This window comes from Zhihengliuella flava (assembly GCF_015751895.1).
Classification (GTDB): domain Bacteria; phylum Actinomycetota; class Actinomycetes; order Actinomycetales; family Micrococcaceae; genus Zhihengliuella; species Zhihengliuella flava.
This window is the reverse complement of record NZ_JADOTZ010000001.1, coordinates 187,061-205,765: the sequence shown is the minus strand read 5'-3', so window position 1 is coordinate 205,765 and position 18,705 is coordinate 187,061. Positions and strand designations below refer to the sequence as shown.

Here is an 18,705-nt window from a genome sequence, read left to right as displayed (position 1 = left end):
CCATGTTGCGTTGGTTGACTGCGGGCGAGTCTCACGGACCGTCCCTCGTTGGAATTCTTGAAGGCCTTCCGGCTGGCGTGCCGCTGACCACGGAGGATGTGCGGTCTGCCTTGGCGCGTCGTCGACTCGGGTATGGGCGCGGTGCTCGGATGAAATTTGAGCAGGACGAGGTGACGTTTGTCGGCGGCGTCCGGCACGGCAGCACGCAAGGCGGACCCGTTGCGATTGAAATTGGCAACACTGAATGGCCGAAGTGGGAAAAGGTCATGAACGCCGATCCCATCCCGGCCGAAGAACTTGACGGCCTCGCGCGCAATGCCCCGCTCACCCGGCCGCGACCGGGCCACGCGGACTTTACCGGTATGCAGAAGTACGGATTCGACGACGCACGCCCCGTTCTTGAGCGGGCCAGCGCGCGCGAAACCGCCGCGCGCGTCGCGCTCGGCACCGCTGCCTCCCAATTCTTGAAAGAGCTGGGCGTGGGCCTCGTCAGCCACACCACCGCCGTCGGCACGGTTTCCGTGGCCGAGGGGAGCGCTCTACCCGTTCCGAGCGACGTCGTCGCGCTCGATAATGACCCGCTACGGTGCCACGACCGCGAGACCTCGGACGCCATGGTGGCCGAGGTCGACGCCGCGCACAAGGAGGGCGAAACCCTCGGCGGCGTGGTTGAAGTCATCGCGTACAACTTGCCTCCTGGGCTCGGTTCCTACGTTCACTGGGATCGACGGCTCGACTCGCGTCTCGCCGCGGCGCTCATGGGAATCCAGGCCATCAAGGGCGTTGAGGTCGGTGACGGCTTCCTGACGGCCGCTCGGCGCGGATCGGCTGCACACGACGAGATCGTGCGCAACGAAGCCGGCGAGGCCGTTCGCCGGACCAACCGTGCTGGCGGTATTGAGGGTGGCATGAGCATCGGCGGTCCGCTCCGCGTCCGCGCCGCCATGAAACCAATTGCCACCGTTCCCCGAGCCTTGCAGACGATTGACATTGCCTCGGGTGAGGAGGCCAAGGCGCACCATCAGCGCTCCGACGTGTGCGCGGTGCCTGCCGCGGGCGTCGTCGCTGAGGCCATGGTGGCTCTGGTTCTGGCCGAAGCCGTCCTCGAGAAGTTCGGTGGCGATTCGGTGGCCGAGACACAGCGCAATCTTGAGCAGTACCTCGCAGCGATCCCCGAGTCGCTCGCGTCGGGTTCCTAGGCAGGGATCCGCCACGTGACGGACCCCTCTGATATCCCGCCGCGTCGCCCCAGTTCCTCCACCGCCCCGGTCCTGTGCCTCATCGGACCCATGGCCTCCGGTAAGACCACGCTGGGGCGGGCGGTGGCCCGGCTGCTCGGGGTGCCCTTTATCGACACCGATGCGTTGATTGTCACGCACCACGGTCCCATTGCGGACATTTTTCGTGACCAGGGAGAAAGTGAATTCCGGCGCATCGAGACGGAGGCGTTGCACCTCGCCTTGGACACGGCCGATATGCACGGGGGAGTGGTGGCCACCGGAGGCGGAGCCGTCGTCACCGCCGAAAACCGGCGGCTACTGCACGGACGCTTCACGGTCTACCTCAATATTGACCTCGACACCGTGGCCCCACGCATCGAACGCGAGCGTAATCGGCCCCTGCTGACAGAACCTGGCGCGGAGTCGCCCGTGGACAAGTGGCAGCGAATTATGGGCGAGCGCGAGCCGCTGTATCGTGGGACCGCCCGACATTTGATTGACGTCCGAACCGGCAGCGCTGCCGAGAATGCCGAGAAAATTGTCGGCGCGTATCGCCGCGAACATTCCTCACTGGGAGGCACATAAAACATGACTCACACCACCATCGCCGTCACCGGAGCGGGCGCGGGAGCTGACTACGACGTCGTCGTCGGCCACGGCCTGCTGCCTGAACTCCGCGGCGCCCTCGACGAGCGCGTCCGCAAGGTGCTCGTGATCCACCCGCGCGCCCTGCGCGCGACGGGCGACGCAGTGAAGGAGGAGCTCGACGCCGCGGGTTTCACCGGACTGACGGCCGAGATCCCCGATGCCGAGGAGGGCAAGCACATTCAGGTGGCTGCCTTCTGCTGGCAAGTTCTCGGCCAGAACGACTTCACGCGATCCGACGCCATCGTCGCGGTGGGCGGTGGAGCGGTGACTGACGTCGCGGGCTTCGTGGCGGCCACCTGGCTGCGGGGCGTCAAGGTCATCCACATGCCCACGACATTGCTGGGCATGGTCGATGCCGCGGTCGGCGGCAAGACCGGCATCAACACGGCCGAGGGCAAGAACCTCGTGGGGGCCTTTCACCCGCCGGCCGCCGTCCTGGCGGACTTGGATTCACTCGAGACGTTGCCGAAGAACGAGCTGGTCACCGGCCTCGCCGAGGCCGTGAAATGTGGATTCATAGCCGATCCGCGCATCTTGGACCTGATCGAGGCGGACCCTGACGCCGCATCGACCGCCGGCACCGTGCAGCTTCGGGAAATTATTGAGCGCAGCATTCGGGTCAAAGCCGAGGTCGTCTCGGAAGACCTCAAGGAATCCGGTCGGCGGGAGATCCTCAATTACGGGCATACGTTGGCACATGCCATCGAGCTCGCGGAACGGTATCAAATGCGTCACGGTGCGGCCGTCTCCATCGGACTCGCCTTTGCCGCCGAACTGGCACGCTCCGTGGGGCGCATTGACGACGAGTTGGCGGATCGCCACCAGCGCGTGCTGAAGTTGTTGGGCTTGCCGACCACGTATCGCGCGGATCGCTGGGCCGCCTTGCTGGACGGGATGCGGAGGGATAAAAAGGCTCGCGGGGACCTGCTCCGCTTCGTCGTGCTTGAGGATCTCGCCAAGCCGGGTATCCTCGATGTACCCGACACTTCACTGTTGTTCGCTGCCTACCAGGAGATCGCCGAGTAGTCATGGCCCTGCCGTGGATTGAAACTGGCATGGCGGGCATCAAACGGGACCCGGAGTCCCTCTTGCCCGTCATTGTCGACGAAGCCCAGGCCGACGCGTTGGTCGCGGGAGATGATCCGTGCGACGCCGTCGTCGTGCACATCGCCCGCGAGCAGTACCGCGAGGCGGCCGAACTCGTCGCCGAGACCCGGCTGGCTGACCCGCAAAACATTCGCATGCGCATGCTCGACACCGACCTGCAACGCGCCATGGGTAAGGCGGATGCCGCCATCAGCCGGCTCCGGGCTCTGCTCGAAGAGTTCAAGGGCTCGAGTCACGAGCCCATGCTGAACCAGTATCTGGGCATTCTCTATTACTCCGTCGGTGATCTCACAGGCGCCGAACACCGCTTTCAGAGGGCTCTTGACCTCCATACGGCGGCTGGCTCAACACCGCGGCGAGCAGAGCTCGCTCGACGTTCGCTCGAGGCCGTGCATCGCCGGGCATCGCTCGTGCGCTAGAATTGAATCTGGATTTTTGACATCAGTCGTCGTCGCGGGTGGTTCCTCCTGAGCCCTCCGTGCGCGGCGCCACATACAGGAAGAGTGCTTCGTGGCAGATACCACCGACATTAAAAATGGCGTTGTCCTGAAGATCGACGGTCAGCTCTGGCAGATTACCGAATTCCAGCACGTGAAGCCGGGCAAAGGTGGCGCTTTCGTGCGCACCAAGATGAAGAACGTGCTGACCGGCAAGGTCGTCGATAAGACGTACAACGCCGGAGCCAAGATCGAGACCGCTACCGTCGATCGCCGCGATTACCAGTACCTGTATCAGGATGGGGACGACTACGTCTTCATGGACCTCTCCGACTACGATCAGATCATGGTTCCGGGCGCCGTCGTCGGCGACGCGGCAGGCTTCATGTTGGAGAACCAGAACATCACCGTGGCGATGCACGACGGCGCTCCGCTGTACGTCGAGCTTCCGCCGTCGGTCACGCTGGAAATCACCTACACCGAGCCGGGCCTGCAGGGCGATCGCTCGTCCGGAGGCACCAAGCCAGCCACCCTCGAGACGGGCCGCGAAATCCAGGTTCCGCTGTTCGTGGAACAGAACACGCGCGTTAAGGTCGACACCCGCACCGGCGATTACTTGGGGCGTGTCACCGAGTGAGTACCCGCAGTAAAGCCCGCCGGCGCGCGCTGGAAGTCCTCTTTGAGGCCGAGCAGCGCTCTGTCGACCCGCTTGCGGCCTTGACTCAACGCCGAGAGAAGATGGCCCAGGTGGTCAATCCCTACACGGCGACGCTCATCGAAGGCACCCTCGCACAGCAGGAACGCATCGATGAAATTCTGGGCACCTATGCCAAGGGCTGGACTTTGGACCGGATGCCATCAGTCGATCGCAGCGTCCTTCGCCTCGGCGCCTGGGAAATCCTTTTCAACGATGAGGTCCCGGACGGCGTCGCGGTCTCGGAGGCAGTGGCCCTGGCCCGCGAGTTCTCCACCGACGAATCGCCTGAATTCGTCAACGGCCTCTTAGGCCGAATTCAGCAGCTCAAGCCGACGCTCTTGGCCTGACCCCAGTCAGGGTCCAGATGGCGCCCAAGCTCCTCTCGAGAGCCTGGGCGCCGTCGGCGTTTAACCCTCACGACGCGTCAGGGGCGTTGGCCAGGATCAACTGATCCTGGCCAACGCCCCTGAACTGTTCCGCACTACACGCTGCGGATGGCCACCACGGCGTTATGACCGCCGAAGCCAAAGGAATTGTTCAGGGCGACGATGCTGCCGCCTGGGAGCTCGCGTGGCGTCTTGGTCACGACGTCGAGGGGGATATCCGGGTCCTGATGTTCCAGATTGATGGTGACGGGGGCTCGGCGCTCGTGGACCGCGAGGACCGTAAGCACCGACTCGACGGCACCCGAGGCCCCCAAAAGGTGACCCATCTGTGACTTGGTTGCGGAGACGGCGACGTCGTCCACGCGGCTTCCAAGCGCTGCGTGAAGGGCCGTAAATTCAGGCTTGTCGCCGACGGGCGTCGACGTGGCGTGCGCGTTGACGTGAACGACGTCCTCGGGCTGAATGCGGCCGTCGAACATCGCGGCCTTCAGCGCGCGGGTGGCACCGAGGCCCTCCGGATCGGGAGCCGTAATGTGGTAGGCGTCAGCCGTGACCGACGTTCCGGCCAGTTCGGCGTAAATCTTCGCCCCTCGAGCGAGCGCGTGTTCCTCGGCTTCGAGGACCAGCGCGCCGGCGCCTTCACCCATCACAAAGCCGTCACGGTCGACGTCGTACGGCCGTGATGCATGCTCCGGATCATCGTTACGGCGGGAGAGCGCCTGCATCGAGGAAAACGCCGCGAGCGGCATGGGATGAATCGCGGCCTCGGCTCCGCCCACCATCACCACGTCGGCCTTGCCAGCGCGAATCAAGTCGAGGCCCACGTCCATGGCTTCCGTGCCGGAGGCACAAGCGGAGACCGGAGTGTGGGCGCCAGCGCGGGCGCCCAAGTCGAGGCTGACCGCCGCGGCGGGTCCGTTGGGCATGAGCATGGGCACGGTCATCGGCAGGACGCGGCGAGGCCCCTTTTCACGCAGCGTGTCCCACGCGTCGAGAAGGGTCCATACTCCACCGATTCCAGTGGCGAACGCGACGCCGAGGCGCTCCTTGTCCATCTCCTCGATACCGGCGTCGGTCCACGCTTCCCGCGCGGCGACGACGGCGTACTGCGTCGACGGATCCATGCGCTTCATTTCCACCCGGGACAGCTTCTCGCTCGCCGGCTCGGCCACCCGAGCAGCAAAGGTTACGGGGAGCTGGAATTCCTCTACCCAGTCGTCGGTCAAGGTGCGGGCGCCGGAGGTGCCCTTGAGGGCGTTCTTCCAGAGGGTCGGGACATCCCCGCCGATCGGTGTGGTGGCTCCCAGACCGGTAATTACGACTTTGCGGGCCATCAAAAGTCTCTCTTTTCGCGATGGAAACTGTTCAAGGGGTCTCAGCGAAACGCCGAGGGCCGTGGTGGACGGCGGAATATCGCCGTCCACCACGGGTGGCGTGGCCGCCAAGCAGCCGACGCCTCACGTTGCGGTTCCTGCCTGAAGGTGCGGTGAACCGCCGCGCGGCCGTCTTAGGCCTGCGCGTTAGCGATGTAGTTGACGGCGTCGCCGACGGTCTTGAGGTTCTTGACCTCTTCGTCCGGAATCTTCACGTCAAACTTTTCCTCGGCGTTAACCACGATGGTCATCATCGAGATGGAATCGATGTCGAGGTCATCCGTGAAAGACTTGTCCAACTGGACGGCCTCGGTCTCAAGGCCCGTCTCTTCATTAACGATTTCAGCCAGGCCGGCCAGGATCTCTTCGTTGCTCGCCATGTCGGCTTCCTTTCTGTTGTGCCGGGGTGGTCCCGACGTGTAGTCCCGGACTCTCCATGAGCCGGGGAGAACTCGGAGGCTTCTCCTCGTGGACAAGCCTAGGGCAGGCGCACCACCTGGGCGCCGAAGACAAGGCCAGCACCGAAGCCGATCTGCAGCGCCAACCCGCCGGACAGCGACGGGTCCTCCTCGAGAAGGCGGTGCATCGCTAGCGGGATCGAGGCTGCGGACGTGTTACCCATCTCCGCGATATCACGTCCGATCGCTACGGAATCCGGCAACTTCAGTTGCTTCGCGAGCTCGTCGATGATGCGCATGTTGGCCTGGTGGGGGATGAAGGCCGTCAGATCGTCGCTCGTGATCCCGGCATCATCGAGTGCCTTCTTGGCCACCTTGGCCATCTCCCAGACGGCCCAGCGAAACACGGACTGGCCGTCTTGGCGCAGCGTTGGCCACAGCTTGGCCTCCGTTTCCGCGACGACGGCGGTGCCCTCAGGATCCGCCTCGGCGGCCATGGCAATCGCGCGCAGGTCGAGAGCCGAGTGGGTCATCCCGATGGTGTCCCACTTCGAACCGTCTGATCCCCACACGGACGGAGAAACACCCGGCTCATCACTCGCTCCGAGGACGACGGCGCCAGCCCCATCGCCCAGCAGGAAGGAAATGGTCCGCTCGTGATTGTCAATGTAGTCGGAGAGCTTTTCCGCGCCGATCACCAAGACATACTCGGCGGCGCCGGAACGCACCAGAGCGTCCCCCTGCGCTATGCCGTAGCAGTACCCAGCACACGCGGCGGAAATGTCAAAGGCTGGTGCCGGGGTGGCACCGAGACGTTCGGCCAATGCTGCCGCCGCCGACGGCGTCGCATACGGGAAGGTCACCGTCGAGACAATGACTGCGCCGAGCTGATCGCCGGAGATCCCCGCGCGCTCAAGGGCCTCGCGCGCGGCCTGCTCGGCCATGTCGAGCAGGGTGAAATTCTCTGAGGCCCGACGGCGGGTGACGATGCCGGTCCGCTGACGAATCCACTCATCGGAGGAATCGATCCACTGACACACGTCGTCATTCGTCACGACGACGTCGCCGCGGGCGGCACCGATGCCAAGAATTTGGCTGCCTGCCCGGGTAGGCGACTGGTTCAGGGTGAGCGTCATGCTAGTTCTCCTTCGCTGCCTCAAGGTGTTCGGACGCGAAGGCACGGGCTGCCTCCAGATCCTCCGGCGTTTTCAGCGCAAACGATGCCGTGCCGCGCATGCCACGCTTGGCCAAGCCCACCAGCGTTCCTGCGGGGGCAAGTTCCAGAACGCCCGTCACGCCCATCGCAGTGAGCTGCTCCATGCAGCGGTCCCAGCGCACGGGACGGGAAACCTGAGCGATGAGGCTGTCGAGGTTGTCGGTGCCGGAGGCGACGGGGCGACCGTCGAAGTTACTCAAGAGCGGCAGCCGCGGGTCGCGAGGCGACAACTCCGGCCGCAGGCGTTCGAGGACGTCGACGGCGCTGGCCATGTGCTGCGTGTGAAAAGCGCCAGCAACCTTCAACGGGATGACCCGGGCACGCTCCGGAGGGTTCTGAGCCAAAACCTGAAGCTGATCAACAGTCCCGGCCGCGACAACCTGGCCCGCGCCATTCGCGTTAGCGGCGGTCAGCCCGGCCGAAGCAATCGCTGCAGCAACGTCTTCCGGTTGCCCTCCGACGACGGCAGTCATGCCAGTCGGCGACGCGTGGGCTGCTTCCGCCATGGCGTTGGCGCGCGCGCGGACGAGCCTCATGGCATCCTGCTCGGAGAGCGCTCCCGCCACCGCGGACGCCGTGATCTCCCCGACGGAGTGACCGGCCACCACGCCTCCGTCCGCCGCCGCCGCGGCCTCGGATCCGGCCAGCGCGCGGTAGGTCACCAACCCAGCAGCGACGATCAGCGGCTGCGCGATGGCCGTGTCCTTGATGGTCTCTTCGTCCGACGTCGTGCCGTGCGCGATCAGATCGCGTCCGGCCAGCTCGGAGAGCGCCGTCAACTGTTCTTCGACACCCGTCAGTTCAAGCCACGGGGACAGGAAGCCGGGGGTCTGAGATCCCTGTCCGGGGCACACAATTGCAAGCACTCTTCAAGCTTTCCAATAAATCAGTCAACAACCGGGTGGTTGGAGACACCAAGCTCCTCGGAGCCTCTTGTAGGGATCCTACAACGTCACTCAGCCGTTCCGCCCTCGGCGAGCCGTCCGACGGCCAGAGCAGTGTGTAGCACGTACGCTTCGCGGGGCAAGAGCGGGTCCCAACCGGTGATTTCTGCAACCCGCTTGAGGCGATACCTCACGGTGTTCGCGTGAACGAATAATTCGCGTGCTGTGCCTTCGAGCGAATGGCCGAGGCCAAGGTACGTCGTCAACGTCTCGATCAGTCCATTGCCCGCCTTGACGATCGGTCCGTAGACGTTGGCCTGCAACGCGCGTTTGGCACTGTCATCGCCGTGAATGACGCGTTCGGGCCACAAATCGTCGGCGGCCGTCGGACGGGGCGCTTGGGTCCACGCGGGGGCCGCCGCGAGCCCGGCGAAGGCGGCCTGAGCCGACAGCGTAGCCGCCCTAAGTGACTCGGCGCGGGGACCATAAACCACGGGGCCGTCCGCGAAATACTCCGCGAGGCGCTCGAACCCGGCCGCCGCGTTGTCTCGAATACCGCCGAGCATCACGATGAGTCGCTCGCCTTGAATTCCCACGAGGCAGTCGTGCGCGTACCTAAGGGAAGCTCGGCGCAGTTCGCCCACGAACGGGGCCGTGGACTGCTCCGGCGCACCACCGACCATCACGTGAATTCCGGCGCGGGACTTCCACCCCACGGCGGCAAAGCGTGAACGGAGCGTGTCCGTGCTTTCGCCCCGTAGGACGGCGTCAACCACGAGAGCCTCCAACCGGCTGTCCCAGGCACCGCGGGTCTCGGCCGCGCGAGCATAGACATCCGCCGCGGCGAAAGCGACCTCACGGGAATAGCGCAGCACCGCTTCTCGCAGCCGGACTTGCTCTGCTTCACTCGCCAAGTCCGGCACCTGATTCTCGACCACTTCGACGATGGTGCGAATCAACTGCAGCGCCTTCTGCAGACTGATCGAACGGGTCAATTCCGTCGGAGCGGCTCCGAACACGTCGTTGAGAACCCATTGCGGACTGGCCGGCTGCTCATACCAGGAGACGAACGAGGCGATGCCCTTCTGGGCCACCAGTCCTAGCGCCGCACGCTCTTCGGGCTCGAGCCCGCGATACCAGGGCAAGGACTGGTCTAGGTGCTTCAGCGCCGCGGTCGATAGAACGCCAAGATGCGACTTGAGGCGCTCGAGAGTTTCCTGGCTGGGTTGAGGTTGTCGAGGCACCCGGGGCTTCGCCGAGGTCGAGCGCGAATCGGTCATGTGACGACCCTACTCTGCGACGGCCACAGCACCGGGTCGCGACGAGCCGATTTTGTGGGAAGACTACAAACACAGCACAAGGGGCGGGGCCCACAACATCGACGAGTTGTGGGCCCCGCCCCCGTGAACGCGGTGGAGACGATCCTTAGGCGTCGCCACCCGCGTTTCCCGACGTACCGGCGTTGACGTCGTCGAGCTGGTACCGCTCAAAGGCTTGCTGCGGGGCGTCGGCCGATACCTCGCCGCGTCGAGCCAGCATCTGCAGGGTACGCACGACGATGCTGTGCGCGTCGATCTTGAAGAAGCGACGAGCGGCTGCGCGCGTATCGGAGAAGCCGAATCCGTCCGCGCCCAAGGAGGCCCACTCGTTGGGTACGTACTGGCGCACCTGATCCGGCACGGAGGACATGTAGTCGCTCACAGCGACCACCGGTCCCGTCGCACCGGCCAGCTGCTGAGCGATGAACGGCGTGCGCGCCTCGCTCGACGGATTCAAGAATGACTCCTCTTCGGCAGCCAGCGCGTCGCGCCGCAATTCGTTCCAGCTGGTTACCGACCAGACATCGGCTGACACGCCCCACTCATCGGCGAGCATCTTCTGCGCCTCGATCGCCCACGGCATGGCGACACCGGAAGCCAGCAGCTGGGTGCGCGGCCCGTCGACCTGCGCCGGAGCCGCGAGATAAATGCCCTTCAGGACTCCGTCAACGTCGAGCTCCTCCGGTTCGGCGGGCTGGGAGATCGGCTCGTTGTACACGGTGAGGTAGTACATGACATTCGGGTCGGCGTGCTCACCGCCGTACATGCGCTCAAGCCCGGCGCGCACAATGTGCCCGATCTCGTAGCCGTACGCAGGATCGTAGGTGACGACCGCCGGATTGGTCGAGGCGAGGATCGGGGAGTGCCCATCCGCGTGCTGCAAGCCTTCACCGGTCAGCGTGGTGCGTCCGGCGGTGGCGCCGATGATGAATCCGCGCGTCATTTGGTCCGCGGCCGCCCAGAACTGATCGCCCGTGCGCTGGAACCCAAACATCGAATAGAAGACGTAGACGGGAACCAGGGGCTCACCATGCGTGGCATAGGCCGTCCCAATGCCGGTGAAAGCGCCGAGCGCGCCGGCCTCGTTGATGCCGGGGTGCAGAATCTGACCAGCCGGAGACTCTTTGTAGGCCAACACCAAATCGCGATCCACCGACAGGTAGTTCTGTCCCTTAGGGTTGTAGATTTTCGCCGTCGGGAAGAACGAGTCCATGCCGAAGGTCCGCGCCTCATCCGGAACAATCGGCACAATGCGATCACCGAAGTTCTTGTCCCGCATGATGTCCTTGAGCAGACGCACAAAGGCCATCGTGGTTGCCGCCTCTTGCTTACCGGAACCGCGTTTGGCGATGGCGTAGGCCTTCTCATCTGGGAGGGTCACCTCTTGATGCTTCGACCGGCGCTCTGGAACCGATCCGCCCAAGGCCGCGCGGCGCTCCATCATGTACTTGATCTCCGGCGAGTCACTGCCTGGATGGTAGTACGGAGGACGGTACGGATCGGCTTCGAGCTGCTCGTCCGTAATCGGAATCCGCAAGTGATCGCGGAATGCCTTCAAGTCATCGAGGGTCAGCTTCTTCATCTGGTGCGTGGCATTACGCGCCTCGAAGTGCGGTCCGAGGCCGTAGCCCTTGACCGTCTTAGCCAAGATGACGGTCGGCTTCCCCTTGAACTCCATCGCTGCACGGTAAGCCGCATAGACCTTGTGGTAGTCGTGGCCGCCGCGCTTAAGGTTCCAAATCTCGTCGTCAGACATCTCCGCGACGAGCTCCTTGGTCTCGGGCGACTTGCCGAAGAAGTGCTCCCGAACGAAGGCTCCGGATTCCGCCTTGTAGGTCTGGTAATCACCATCCGGAGTCTGGTTCATGATGTCCACCAGTGCGCCCGTCTTGTCCTTCTCCAACAGAGCGTCCCATTCGCGGCCCCACGGAACCTTGATGACGTTCCAGCCGGCGCCCCGGAAGAAGGCCTCGAGCTCCTGCATGATCTTGCCGTTGCCACGCACGGGACCATCGAGCCGCTGCAGGTTGCAGTTGATGACGAACGTGAGATTATCCAGCTTCTCGTTGGCGGCCAGCTGAAGGAACCCGCGCGACTCCGGCTCGTCCATTTCGCCGTCGCCTAGGAACGCCCAGACGTGCTGGTCAGAGGTGTCCTTGATGCCGCGGTTGTGCATGTAACGGTTTGCCTGCGCTTGATAGATCGCGTTGGCCGGACCGATGCCCATCGAGACGGTCGGGAACTCCCAGAAATCTGGTAGGTTCCGCGGGTGCGGGTAGGACGGCAAGCCGTGCCCGCCCTTGGACTTCTCTTGCCGGAACCCGTCCAGGTCATCTTCGGAGAGGCGCCCCTCCATGAAGGCACGCGCGTACATCCCCGGAGAAGCATGTCCCTGGAAGAAGATCTGATCACCGCCGCCAGCGTGATTCTTGCCGCGGAAGAAGTGGTTGAAGCCCACCTCGTACAGAGTGGCGGCGCCAGCAAAGGTGGAGATGTGCCCACCCACGCCAATATCCGGCTGCTGTCCTCGGTGAACCATCACGGCAGCGTTCCAGCGCATCCACGCCCGGTAGCGCCGCTCCACTTCTTCGTCGCCCGGGAAGTCCGGCTCTTGGTCCACCGGAATCGTATTGACGTAGTCGGTGGTGGTCACCATGGGCACACCAACGCTCTTGGCGCCGGCGCGCTGCAGCAACGAGCGAACAATGAACTGGGCCCGTTCGGTTCCCTGTGCCTCGACCAAGTCGTCAAAGGACTCCAGCCACTCGGCCGTCTCCTCCGGGTCGCGGTCCGGCAACTGGCTGGTCAAGCCAGACCGGATGTGTGAAATGTGATCGTCAGCCACGTCCAAATTCTCCTTGCAACGGGTTACAGCGTGGGGCAGGCGGCGGCCTGTCCCGTCCTGCTGCGTGGGACACTGGCCGTGGCAAGAAAGCCGCCATGCGATTTTTGCCTTGATCGCGATCAGCGCTCAAAGCTATCCACGCCACTCTAATCCGCCGGTGGCTGAGATGCGTAGCCGAGACGCGCAATACTGCTGCCCGAAAGTGCTATCTACGTCACGGAGCCGTGTACGGCGGCGTGTCAATGAACGTACGCTTGAAGCTACCGCGGAAAAGGTGTTGTCTGGTGGAGATGAATACTCAAGGGAGGAACACCGTGAGCGAGGCCGCTGCCGCGACATCGAAGGCTGCAGCCAAGATGGGTTTCACTGAGGGAAGCCTCATTCAGGAACTCGGCTACGACGACGACGTCGACTTTGACCTGCGCGATGCACTGGAAGACGGCATCGACTCGGAGCTACTCACCGAGGAGGACCAGGACATTGTTGATGCCGTGATCCTCTGGTGGCGGGACGGGGATGGAGACCTCGTCGACGCGCTCGTCGACGCACTGACGTCGCTGGACGACGGCGGCATCGTGTGGCTTCTGACGCCGAAGAACGGACGCGATGGGCATGTCACCCCCGCGGAAATTCTTGAAGCCGCCCCCACGGCAGGACTGCACGTCACCACGAGCGAGGGCGTCTCGGAGGACTGGGCGGCCGCCCGTTTGGCACCGCGCCGCAAGAGCTAACCGTCCCGTGGACCTCTTGCCCGTGGGCACCCCCGTGCCCACGTTCTCTGCGGTGAACCAGTTTGGCGAGCACGTCGGCGACACCACGCTTCCGGGTGCAGCGTTTCTCGTCTTTTATCCCTTCGCCTTTTCGCGCGTCTGCACCGCTGAGCTCGGAGTCTTGCAGCGGAACCTCTCCGCGTTCGAGGACCGCGGAGCCGCGGTACTCGGCGTGTCCGTGGATCATCGCTTTGCCCTGCGCGCTTACGCCGCCCAAGAGGGTTTAACCTTTGAGTTGCTCTCCGATTTTTGGCCGCACGGCGAGATCGCCCGGGCCTTTCAGTGCTTCGATAGTCAGCACGGTCGCGCCGGGCGAGCGACGTATCTCCTGACCAACGGCCACATCGCCGACGCTTTTTTCAGTGCACCGGGGGAGCCTCGGCCGTGGGCCCGCTATCAACAGGCCCTCGCTAGCCTCCCGGCGTAAGTCTGAAACCGTCCGATTTGTCCCGTCAAGCGCAGGACGATTAGGATGAAGTGGCTCAAGGGTCTTTAGCTCAGCTGGTAGAGCGCCACGTTTACACCGTGGATGTCATCGGTTCGATCCCGGTAGGACCCACCTCTGGTGTTACTCACGTAACACACCACGCAGCAAACCCGCCAAAGGTCATACTTTTGGCGGGTTTGCTGCGTTTGTGGGCTAGGGTGAACGTGCGGCGTCCGCAGTTGACGTCGGTCGAAACTACTCACCGTTGAAGAGGATCATTCCGTATGCCTGCACAGATTGGCGTGACCGGCCTGGCCGTTATGGGCGCTAACCTCGCCCGCAACTTCGCGCGCAACGGGTACACCGTCGCCGTCCACAACCGCTCGGTGGGGAAGACCGACGCGCTGTTGGAGGCCCATGGCAGCGAGGGCGATTTCATCCGTACCGAGTCGCTTGAGGAACTCGTCGCCAACCTGGAGACCCCGCGCCGGGTCATGATCATGGTCAAAGCCGGTGGCCCAGTCGACGCAGTCATCGAGCAGCTCATCCCGCTGCTCGAGCCCGGAGACATCGTGATCGACGGCGGCAATTCGCACTACGAGGACACCCGCCGGCGCGAGGCCGAGTTGGCCCAGCACGACTTGCACTTCGTCGGCGTCGGCGTCTCCGGGGGCGAAGAGGGCGCCTTGCTGGGCCCATCGATCATGCCGGGCGGCTCGGCCGAGTCTTACAAGGCTCTCGGCCCCATGCTGGAGAAGATTTCGGCGAAGTACAACGATGAGCCCTGCTGCACCTGGATCTCCACGGACGGAGCCGGCCACTTCGTCAAGATGGTCCACAATGGCATCGAGTACGCAGACATGCAGGTCATTGGTGAGGCCTACGATTTGATGCGTTCGGCCGCTGGGATCGAGCCCGCGGAGCAATCGAAGATCTTCGAGGAATGGATGGGCACCAGCCTCTCGTCGTTCCTCATTGAGATCTCTGCCGAGGTTTTGGGTCACGTCGACGCTGCCACGGGCAAGCCGCTGGTTGACGTCATCGTCGACTCCGCGGGCCAGAAGGGCACCGGCCGGTGGACGGTTGTTTCCGCCCTGCAACTCGGCTCACCCGTTTCCGGCATCGCCGAGTCGGTCTTCGCCCGCGGTTTGTCCTCGCAGCGTTCGCAGCGCGAACAGGCTCAGAGTGTCCTGGCCGGGCACGAGTCCACGGTGGAACTTCCAGAGAACTTCGTTGAGGACGTCCGCCAGGCCCTGTTTGCTTCCAAGCTCGTCTCCTACGCCCAGGGCCTCGACATGCTGGGCAGCGCGGCCGCCGAGTACGGCTGGGAGCTCAAGCTGGACGAGATCGCCTCGCTGTGGCGCGCCGGCTGCATCATTCGCGCAGACCTGCTCGACGAGATCATGAAGGCTTACGCGGACGGCAACAAGCCAGAAAATCTTCTGCTGGCCCCGGCCTTCGCCGAGGCCATCGCTGAGGCCGTACCTGCTTGGCGCCGCGTGATCTCCACCGCCGTTCAGCTCGGCATTCCTGTCCCGGTGTTCTCCGCGTCCCTGGCCTACTACGACGGCCTGCGCCGCAAGCGCTTGCCGGCAGCTCTCATTCAGGGCCAGCGGGACCTCTTCGGCGCCCACACCTACGAGCGCATCGACCGCGAGGGGACGTTCCATACCCAGTGGAGCGGGGACAAGACGGAAATTGCCGCCGTCTCCACCCACTAGTCCCTTCCCCATCGTGGGCGAGAGGCCGGTGGCCCGGCACCCCTCGGGGTGCCGGGCCACCGGCCTCTCGTCGCGTACGCGCCGGGACAAACCACCGGCGCAGTGACGCCTTAGATCCAGATCGCCGGATCGATATACGCCGCGGGATCGACAGCCGGCTGATGCTCCGAAGGTTTTCGGGGACGATTCGTCGCGGGAATACCCGTGACAATGGAGTGCTGCGGCGCGTCCTTCACCACGACGGCGTTTGCCCCGACCGCTGAATCGGCACCAATCGTGATCGGGCCGAGGATCTTGGCCCCGGCCCCGACGACCACGCGATCCTCGAGGGTGGGGTGCCGCTTGGTTTTGGCCAGCGAGCGCCCACCCAGGGTGACGCCGTGATAGAGCATGACGTCGTCACCGACTTCGGCGGTTTCGCCGATCACCACGCCAGCACCATGGTCGATGAAGAAGCGACGACCAATCGTCGCTCCCGGATGAATCTCGATGCCGGTCAGAAATCGGCCGAACTGCGAGACGAGGCGCGCGGCGAGGCGCCACTGCGGACGTAACCACAAGCGGTGAGAGAAACGGTGAATCCAGACCGCGTGCAGCCCTGAATAGGCGAAAAAGTTCTCCGCGGTGCCCCGCGCTGCGGGATCATGCGACCGCGCGGCGTCGAGGTCTTCGCGAAGACGGGCAAGAAATGTCACGAGTTCAGGCTGCCTAGCTACCGCTTAGCCGCGGATATCGTCGTAAAGCAGGGTCGAGATGTAGCGCTCACCGAAGTCCGGGACGACGACGACGATCAACTTGCCGTCGCTCTCCGGACGGGCCGCCACCTGCAGGGCACCCCAGACGGCTGCACCGGAGGAGATACCGCCCAAGATGCCCTCCTGCGTGCCGAGGGCACGCGCCGTGGCGACGGAATCCTCGACGGAGGCGTCGAGCACCTCGTCGTAGACGGTCGTGTCGAGAATCTCGGGGACGAAGTTGGCGCCGAGGCCCTGGATCTTGTGGGGCCCCGGAGTGCCGCCGTTGAGAATCGGGGAGTCGGCGGGCTCGACGGCGACGATCTTGACGGACGGCTTGAGCTCTTTGAGCAGGTTGCCTGCGCCCGTGATGGTGCCGCCGGTGCCAATGCCCGAGACCAGGACGTCGACCTTCCCGTCGGTGTCATCCCAGATCTCCTGACCCGTCGTGGCGCGGTGGACCGCCGGGTTGGCCTCGTTAGCGAACTGCTGCGCCCAGATGGAATTCTCCGTGGTGGCCACGATCTGTTTGGCCTTCTCGACGGCCCCGCGCATGCCCTCGGCTCCCGGGGTCAACACGATTTCGGCACCGAACGCGCGCAACATCACGCGCCGCTCCGTGGACATCGTTTCAGGCATCGTGAGAATCACCCGGTAACCGCGGGCAGCCCCGACCATGGCGAGCGCGATGCCGGTATTTCCCGACGTGCCCTCAACGATTGTCCCGCCCGGGCGCAGCGCGCCGGCCTTTTCAGCGGCGTCAACGATCGAGACGCCGATCCGGTCCTTCACGCTGTTGGCCGGGTTAAAGAATTCGAGCTTCACGGCGACGTCACCCGGCAACCCTTCGGTGAGGCGGTTCAGGCGAACCAGCGGGGTCCCGCCGATCAGCTCAGTGACGTCCTGATGAATCTTCCCCATGTCCTCTTCCTTCAATGTTTCGACAAGTCAGTCAGTGTTCCCGCGGGAACGGTGAGTGCGCGATTAACCCTAAACCCGCGGCCCACCTGCCTTACCCCTGGAGCCATGCTGCGTAATATCGGCGCACTTTGGCGAGTTTTGGGTTAATGATGACGTTGCAATACCCGGCCATCGGGTTGAGCTCATAGTAATTCTGGTGCACCGGCTCCGCTTCGTAGAACGGCGTCGCTGGTTCGATGGCTGTGACGATGGGATCTGCAAAGTTCTCTTGATGCTTCTCGACCGCGCGCTCGAAGTCAGCGCGCTCGGCGTCGTCCCGAAAGAACAGCGCCGAGCGGTACTGCGTGCCGACGTCGTACCCCTGACGGTTGAGGGTGGTGGGATCATGCGAGGCAAAGAAAATATCCAAGATGACCTCGCGGGGGACTTGTTCCGGATCAAACGTCACGGCGACGACCTCCACGTGGCCGGTGGTCCCAGAACAGACCGCTTCGTAGTAGGCCGTGTCAGCGGCGCCGCCCAGATAACCGGACACCACCGACGTCACGCCGCGCACTTTCCGGTACACCGCGTCGAGACACCAAAAGCAGCCCCCGCCGAGGTAGTAGGTCTGCACTGCGTGGCGCGCTGAGGCCATCGTGATCTCCCGATTCGAGTCGTCTTCCACTGGGCGTGCAATCTACCGATACGGTAGTTCCATGCACGATGCCATGGAGAACGACGAAGTGACTGCCGAACATTCCCCGGCCACCGTTGAGGAATCCCCGTCAGCGACGCTAGGGGACGTCTTGGTCGCCATGGAGGAGTTGTGGCCGCGTTCGCTCGCCGAGGACTGGGACCGAGTCGGGCTCGTGGCAGGACGCACTGAGCGGCAGATCAAACGGATTGTCTTCGCCGTCGATCCAACCCTCGAGGTCGTGCGCGACGCCGTCGCGCGTGAAGCCGATCTGCTCATCACGCACCACCCCTTGTTGCTGCGCGGAGTCAACTCTGTGGCCGCCAGTGATGCCAAAGGCGAGGTGGTCCACGAACTCATTGAAGGTCGCTGCGCGCTCGCCACCGTCCATACCAACGGCGACTCGGCCGTCGGGGGTGTTTCCGACGTCCTAGCCGACATCTTCGGCCTCACGGACACGGAACCACTCTCGGCAGCGCCGGAGGGCCTGCCCGAGGAGGGGATTGGCCGCGTGGGGAATCTGCCGCAGGCCGTGAGCCTCGGCGACTTCGCGTCGACCGTCTTCTCAGCGATGCCCGCCGTCGCCGGCGGCGTGCGCGTCGCCGGCGATCGCGAGGCGGTCGTTCGCCGCATCGCGATTTGCGGGGGAGCGGGTGACAGCCTGTTCGACGCCGTCCGCTCCAGTGGCGCCGATGTGTACGTCACCGCGGACCTTCGGCACCACCCGGCGTCTGAGGCACGTGAGACGGCGCGGGGCGGACGTCCATACCTGATTGACGTCTCCCACTTCGCGAGCGAGTGGTTGTGGCTGCCGGCAGCCGCCGAGGCGCTGCAGAATGTTCTCACCGACCAGGATTTCGAGGTCGAGATTCTGGTGAGTTCGATCAATTCTGACCCGTGGGACTTCCTTTTAACCCCCTGAGTCT

The 18,705-nt window shown here is 64.2% G+C and carries 19 protein-coding genes and 1 tRNA gene; 11 read left to right on the top strand and 9 right to left on the bottom strand.

The genetic code is table 11. The annotated features are described in order from the left end of the window. The first annotated feature begins 2 nt into the window (after positions 1-2). The 6 genes from aroC (at position 3) to nusB (ending at position 4,456) form a co-directional block, all read left to right on the top strand. The gene (gene aroC / locus IW252_RS01070) at positions 3-1,199 is read left to right on the top strand and encodes a chorismate synthase (RefSeq protein WP_196834877.1); all 1,197 of its coding nucleotides are present in this window, start codon (positions 3-5) and stop codon (positions 1,197-1,199) included. A gap of 15 nt (positions 1,200-1,214) precedes the next feature. Then, positions 1,215-1,805, top strand: coding sequence for a shikimate kinase (locus IW252_RS01065; protein WP_196834876.1), 591 nt, complete (start codon positions 1,215-1,217; stop codon positions 1,803-1,805). A gap of 3 nt (positions 1,806-1,808) precedes the next feature. Beyond that, entirely contained in the window at positions 1,809-2,894 is a 1,086-nt protein-coding gene (aroB, locus tag IW252_RS01060) for a 3-dehydroquinate synthase (RefSeq protein WP_196834875.1), read from the top strand. Positions 2,895-2,923: 29 nt separating this feature from the next. Further along, positions 2,924-3,394 carry a tetratricopeptide repeat protein gene (locus tag IW252_RS01055; protein WP_196834874.1) on the top strand — a complete coding sequence of 157 codons (471 nt, stop codon included), beginning with the start codon at positions 2,924-2,926 and terminating at the stop codon, positions 3,392-3,394. Positions 3,395-3,485: 91 nt separating this feature from the next. After that, positions 3,486-4,049 carry an elongation factor P gene (efp, locus tag IW252_RS01050; protein ID WP_196834873.1) on the top strand — a complete coding sequence of 188 codons (564 nt, stop codon included), beginning with the start codon at positions 3,486-3,488 and terminating at the stop codon, positions 4,047-4,049. Further along, positions 4,046-4,456 (top strand): transcription antitermination factor NusB, encoded by a 411-nt coding sequence (nusB, locus tag IW252_RS01045; protein ID WP_196834872.1) that lies wholly within the window; start codon positions 4,046-4,048, stop codon positions 4,454-4,456. Before efp ends, nusB begins: the two co-directional genes overlap by 4 nt. Positions 4,457-4,590: 134 nt before the next feature. On the opposite strand, the gene fabF is transcribed toward nusB, so the two are convergent. The 6 genes from fabF to aceE all read right to left on the bottom strand — a co-directional run bounded on the left by fabF (position 4,591) and on the right by aceE (position 12,530). After that, complete coding sequence (gene fabF, locus IW252_RS01040) at positions 4,591-5,829, bottom strand: beta-ketoacyl-ACP synthase II (RefSeq protein ID WP_196834871.1); 1,239 nt, start codon at positions 5,827-5,829, stop codon at positions 4,591-4,593. A gap of 173 nt (positions 5,830-6,002) precedes the next feature. Further along, positions 6,003-6,248 carry an acyl carrier protein gene (locus tag IW252_RS01035; RefSeq protein WP_196834870.1) on the bottom strand — a complete coding sequence of 82 codons (246 nt, stop codon included), beginning with the start codon at positions 6,246-6,248 and terminating at the stop codon, positions 6,003-6,005. A gap of 98 nt (positions 6,249-6,346) precedes the next feature. Next, complete coding sequence (locus IW252_RS01030) at positions 6,347-7,402, bottom strand: beta-ketoacyl-ACP synthase III (protein ID WP_196834869.1); 1,056 nt, start codon at positions 7,400-7,402, stop codon at positions 6,347-6,349. 1 nt (position 7,403) lies between these two features. Beyond that, complete coding sequence (locus IW252_RS01025; RefSeq protein WP_196834868.1) at positions 7,404-8,348, bottom strand: ACP S-malonyltransferase; 945 nt, start codon at positions 8,346-8,348, stop codon at positions 7,404-7,406. Between the two features lie 86 nt (positions 8,349-8,434). After that, positions 8,435-9,646 (bottom strand): PucR family transcriptional regulator, encoded by a 1,212-nt coding sequence (locus tag IW252_RS01020; RefSeq protein ID WP_196834867.1) that lies wholly within the window; start codon positions 9,644-9,646, stop codon positions 8,435-8,437. A 145-nt stretch (positions 9,647-9,791) separates the two neighbouring features. Then, a complete protein-coding gene (gene aceE, locus IW252_RS01015) occupies positions 9,792-12,530 on the bottom strand; it encodes a pyruvate dehydrogenase (acetyl-transferring), homodimeric type (RefSeq protein WP_331271387.1) in 2,739 nt (912 codons plus the stop codon). Positions 12,531-12,844: 314 nt separating this feature from the next. On the opposite strand from aceE, the gene IW252_RS01010 reads away from it, so the two are divergent. The 4 genes from IW252_RS01010 to gndA all read left to right on the top strand — a co-directional run bounded on the left by IW252_RS01010 (position 12,845) and on the right by gndA (position 15,448). Next, a complete protein-coding gene (locus IW252_RS01010; protein WP_196834865.1) occupies positions 12,845-13,261 on the top strand; it encodes a DUF3052 domain-containing protein in 417 nt (138 codons plus the stop codon). 7 nt (positions 13,262-13,268) lie between these two features. Next, positions 13,269-13,727 carry a redoxin domain-containing protein gene (locus IW252_RS01005; protein WP_331271386.1) on the top strand — a complete coding sequence of 153 codons (459 nt, stop codon included), beginning with the start codon at positions 13,269-13,271 and terminating at the stop codon, positions 13,725-13,727. Positions 13,728-13,786: 59 nt separating this feature from the next. Next, positions 13,787-13,859, top strand: a tRNA-Val gene (locus tag IW252_RS01000). A gap of 152 nt (positions 13,860-14,011) precedes the next feature. Next, a complete protein-coding gene (gndA, locus tag IW252_RS00995) occupies positions 14,012-15,448 on the top strand; it encodes an NADP-dependent phosphogluconate dehydrogenase (RefSeq protein ID WP_196834863.1) in 1,437 nt (478 codons plus the stop codon). A gap of 110 nt (positions 15,449-15,558) precedes the next feature. Here gndA and epsC read toward each other — a convergent pair whose 3' ends face one another. The 3 genes from epsC to msrA form a co-directional block, all read right to left on the bottom strand. Beyond that, positions 15,559-16,143 carry a serine O-acetyltransferase EpsC gene (gene epsC / locus IW252_RS00990; RefSeq protein WP_196834862.1) on the bottom strand — a complete coding sequence of 195 codons (585 nt, stop codon included), beginning with the start codon at positions 16,141-16,143 and terminating at the stop codon, positions 15,559-15,561. Between the two features lie 24 nt (positions 16,144-16,167). After that, positions 16,168-17,103 (bottom strand): cysteine synthase A, encoded by a 936-nt coding sequence (gene cysK, locus IW252_RS00985; protein ID WP_196834861.1) that lies wholly within the window; start codon positions 17,101-17,103, stop codon positions 16,168-16,170. Between the two features lie 91 nt (positions 17,104-17,194). Beyond that, complete coding sequence (msrA, locus tag IW252_RS00980) at positions 17,195-17,719, bottom strand: peptide-methionine (S)-S-oxide reductase MsrA (RefSeq protein ID WP_196837028.1); 525 nt, start codon at positions 17,717-17,719, stop codon at positions 17,195-17,197. Positions 17,720-17,801: 82 nt separating this feature from the next. Between msrA and IW252_RS00975 the strand changes: the two genes are divergently transcribed. Further along, entirely contained in the window at positions 17,802-18,701 is a 900-nt protein-coding gene (locus IW252_RS00975; protein ID WP_231365851.1) for a Nif3-like dinuclear metal center hexameric protein, read from the top strand. Positions 18,702-18,705 lie beyond the last annotated feature (4 nt).